Source organism: Armatimonas sp. (assembly GCF_043760365.1).
GTDB lineage: Bacteria > Armatimonadota > Armatimonadia > Armatimonadales > Armatimonadaceae > Armatimonas.
Map to the genome: position 1 here is coordinate 1 of NZ_JAYUPA010000849.1, position 3,132 is coordinate 3,132.

Consider the following 3,132-nt stretch of genomic DNA (forward strand, 5'->3'; position numbering starts at 1 on the left):
AGAAGCGGGCGCGGTCGCCGTGATGGCCCTAGAGCGTGTCCCGGCGGACATCCGCAAAGACGGGGGCGTGGCGCGCATGAGCGACCCCAAGATGATCAAGGAGATCATGGCCGCAGTCACCATCCCCGTGATGGCGAAAGCGCGCATCGGGCATATTATCGAGGCGCGGATTTTAGAGTCGTTGGGTGTAGATTATGTGGATGAGTCCGAAGTGCTGACCCCGGCGGACGAGCAGTTTCACATTAATAAGCACGACTTTAGCGTCCCGTTTGTCTGTGGCTGCCGCAACCTTGGCGAGGCACTACGCCGCATCGGCGAGGGCGCAGCACTGATCCGCACCAAGGGCGAGGCCGGGACGGGCAACGTGGTCGAGGCCGTGCGCCACATGCGCTCGCTGATGGGCGGCATCCGCAGGATACGCTCGATGGACGAAGCCGAGCTGATGAACGAGGCCAAGGAGCTGCAAGCGCCCTACGAGCTGGTGCTGGAAGTGGCAAAGACGGGCAGGCTCCCCGTCCCGAACTTCTCCGCCGGTGGCGTCGCGACCCCTGCCGATGCCGCTCTGATGATGCATCTGGGCGCGGAGACGGTCTTTGTGGGCAGCGGCATCTTCAAGTCGGGTGATCCCGCACAGCGCGCCAAGCGCATCGTGGATGCCGTGACGTTCTACAAAGACTACGCCAAGCTCGCCGAAGTCTCGGAGGGTCTGGGCGAGCCGATGGTGGGCATAGATATCCGCACGATCCCTGATGGTGAGCGCTTCGACAAGCGCGGCTGGTAGATGTTTCGGCACTACCACTACTGCCCCCAGTGCCAAGCGGAGCTAAGCACCCGGCGCTTCCCGTCCGATAAAGACGCGGAGCGCCGGGTGTGCGACTCCTGCGGCTTTATCTACTGGAACAACTCCCGGCCCACAGCGGGCGGCGTGGTCGAGGACAGCCAGGGGCGCGTGCTGCTCGGGCGGCGCGCCATCGCCCCGTCTAAGGGCCTCTGGGATCTGCCCGGCGGGTTTCTGGAGCCCGGAGAGCACCCCGAGGCGGGATTTGTGCGCGAGCTGCTTGAGGAAACCGGCCTGCAAGTCGAGCCGATTGCGCTCTTAGGCTTCTACATGGACCAGTACGGCGACGATCCACGGGAACACACGCTTAATATCTTCTACTGGTGCCGCGTGCTTGAGACTTCCGGCGAGGCGCTCGCCTCCGATGATATGGCGGAGCTGGGCTGGTTTGCCCCAGGCGACATCCCGAGTGAGCTGGCCTTTCAAAATGTGGTGGATGCCCTCGCGGACTGGAAAGCGAAAAGACGCAATGATACGTAAACGAATCGGTGTTCTAGCGCTCCAGGGCGACTACGAGGCGCATATTAAGTCCATTGTTGCGGCGGGCGGTGAGGGCTTTGAAGTGCGCACTCCAGGCGAGCTTGCCACAGCCGATGCCTTGATCCTGCCCGGGGGCGAGAGCACCACGATAGGGTATCTCCTCGCTCGTTTCGGTCTCGATAAGGCCATTCAGGCATTTCAAAAACCCATCTGGGGAACGTGCGCGGGGATGATTCTGCTGGCGAAACGCATCACCGAGGGCGAGAAACGAGGCGGGCAGCCGCTGCTGGGTCTACTGGATATTGGCGTGGCGCGAAATGCCTTCGGGCGACAGATAGACTCCTTTGAGGCACGTATCGAGACAAGCCTTGGCCCCGTGACCGGTGTTTTCATCCGTGCGCCGTACGTGAGCGAGTGGGGGCCGAGCGTGGAAGTGCTGGGCCGCTACGAAGACAGAGTCGTGCTGGTGCGTCAGGGAAATATCCTTGCCTCCGCTTTCCACCCCGAGCTCACGGAAGATCCCAGCCTACACCGTGCTTTTATCGAGAGGGCATGATGTGGCGACGGCTACTGCTGCTCGGGGGAGGAGGCTTGCTGGCGCTGGCGCTGGGAGTCGGGCTGGGACGTCTTCGTGCCCCATGCCCTCCCGCAGTCCCCCCCCCACAGACAATGCCCCCAACGCCGACACCGCTTCCTCTGCTCACACAAGGGCAGGGAGATAACCGCCCCCGCTGGAAAGCACGCTGGAGCAGAGTGCTTCCCTCGCCCCTCTCACTCAGCTTGGCTCCGGATGGCGGGGTGGCGCTACTCACTGCCCAGAGGCAAGTTCAATCTCTCGACGCGAGGACGGGTGCGCCTCTCTGGAGTAGCCCCCCACTGCTTCTGGCAAACCGAGTCACTGCTGTACGTGGAGGGCGGGTGCTGGCAGGAGCACTTTACAACCCCGCAGTACAAAAGGTCTGGGTTCTTCACCCCAAAACCGGGCAGCCGAGTGCCTTTGCGCTTCCGGGCACGCTCTGGAGCCTGATGGCTACCCCCGATGGCAGCCGTGCGTTCTGTGGCACCAGTGCCAACCAGATTATCGCGTTCTCTCTGCTCACCCCTCAGCCCCCCACCACCTGGAATATCAGTGCCCTGCCCGAGACACTTGCGCTCTCTACCGACGGTACCGCAGCGCTCACAGGCACCTGGCTCCCCGCAGGTGTCCGGCGGCTCGGCGGCTGGGCCTACGGCGACTCCGACCCGGCACGCTGGCAGGATGTCCAGGTCTCCGCCGATGGGGCGACTGCGGTGAGTCTCTCAGGACGGCTGCCACGGCGCAGCCAGAAAGACCTACAGCTCACCGGCTACGACATGGACTCGGGAATGCGCCTCTGGGAAAAACGGATCCCAGGAAAACAGGCACGAGTGGCCGTCGCCGCCGATGGCCAGCGCATCGCTCTGACCTATCTCCTTGAGACCCAGCGAGGCGGCGAGGCGAGGCTGCTCCTCCTCAACCGCGACGGTACCCCACGCGGCGAGGAAAAAGGCGGACGCTTCTTCTTGCCACGACTGGCCGCGCTCTCCGCTCTGGGGGAGCGGGTGACGGCCCTCGATGGAGACCGGGCGCTCTTTGTACTCGATGGCGACGGTAAGACCCGCTGGCGGCTCGCGCTTCCCCGCGCCGCGCCCATCCAGGAAACCCTCTCCACTACCGATGGTGCGTTTCTGCTGCTCGTGCGCACCGACGGCACCCTCACGCTCTACGAGGCCCTCCCGTAACTTATCCCCTGGCTAAAGCCGGGGGCTTTGACAGTGATGAAAGGCAAGCCCGT

General features: G+C 63.8%; 4 protein-coding genes. All 4 read left to right on the forward strand.

Features of this window, described 5'->3' with window-relative positions:
- Nucleotides 1–781, forward strand: a 781-nt coding sequence (gene pdxS, locus ACH2EH_RS21005) for a pyridoxal 5'-phosphate synthase lyase subunit PdxS (protein WP_395144797.1), incomplete at its 5' end; no start/stop codon positions are given.
- Nucleotides 782–1,318, forward strand: a complete 537-nt coding sequence (locus ACH2EH_RS21010; protein WP_395144799.1) for an NUDIX domain-containing protein — start codon at nt 782–784, stop codon at nt 1,316–1,318.
- On the forward strand, nt 1,308–1,874 hold the full coding sequence (gene pdxT / locus ACH2EH_RS21015; RefSeq protein ID WP_395144801.1) for a pyridoxal 5'-phosphate synthase glutaminase subunit PdxT: 567 nt from the start codon (nt 1,308–1,310) through the stop codon (nt 1,872–1,874). The genes ACH2EH_RS21010 and pdxT overlap by 11 nt, the downstream gene beginning before the upstream one ends.
- Nucleotides 1,871–3,079, forward strand: a complete 1,209-nt coding sequence (locus ACH2EH_RS21020) for a hypothetical protein (protein ID WP_395144803.1) — start codon at nt 1,871–1,873, stop codon at nt 3,077–3,079. Before pdxT ends, ACH2EH_RS21020 begins: the two co-directional genes overlap by 4 nt.
- The last annotated feature ends 53 nt before the right edge of the window (nt 3,080–3,132 follow it).

Coding starts and splice junctions, on each gene's coding strand:
- ACH2EH_RS21020 (WP_395144803.1), top strand. CDS start 1,871: ATGATGTGGCGACGGCTACTGCTGCTCGGGGGAGGAGGCTTGCTGGCG.
- pdxT (WP_395144801.1), top strand. CDS start 1,308: ATGATACGTAAACGAATCGGTGTTCTAGCGCTCCAGGGCGACTACGAG.
- ACH2EH_RS21010 (WP_395144799.1), top strand. CDS start 782: ATGTTTCGGCACTACCACTACTGCCCCCAGTGCCAAGCGGAGCTAAGC.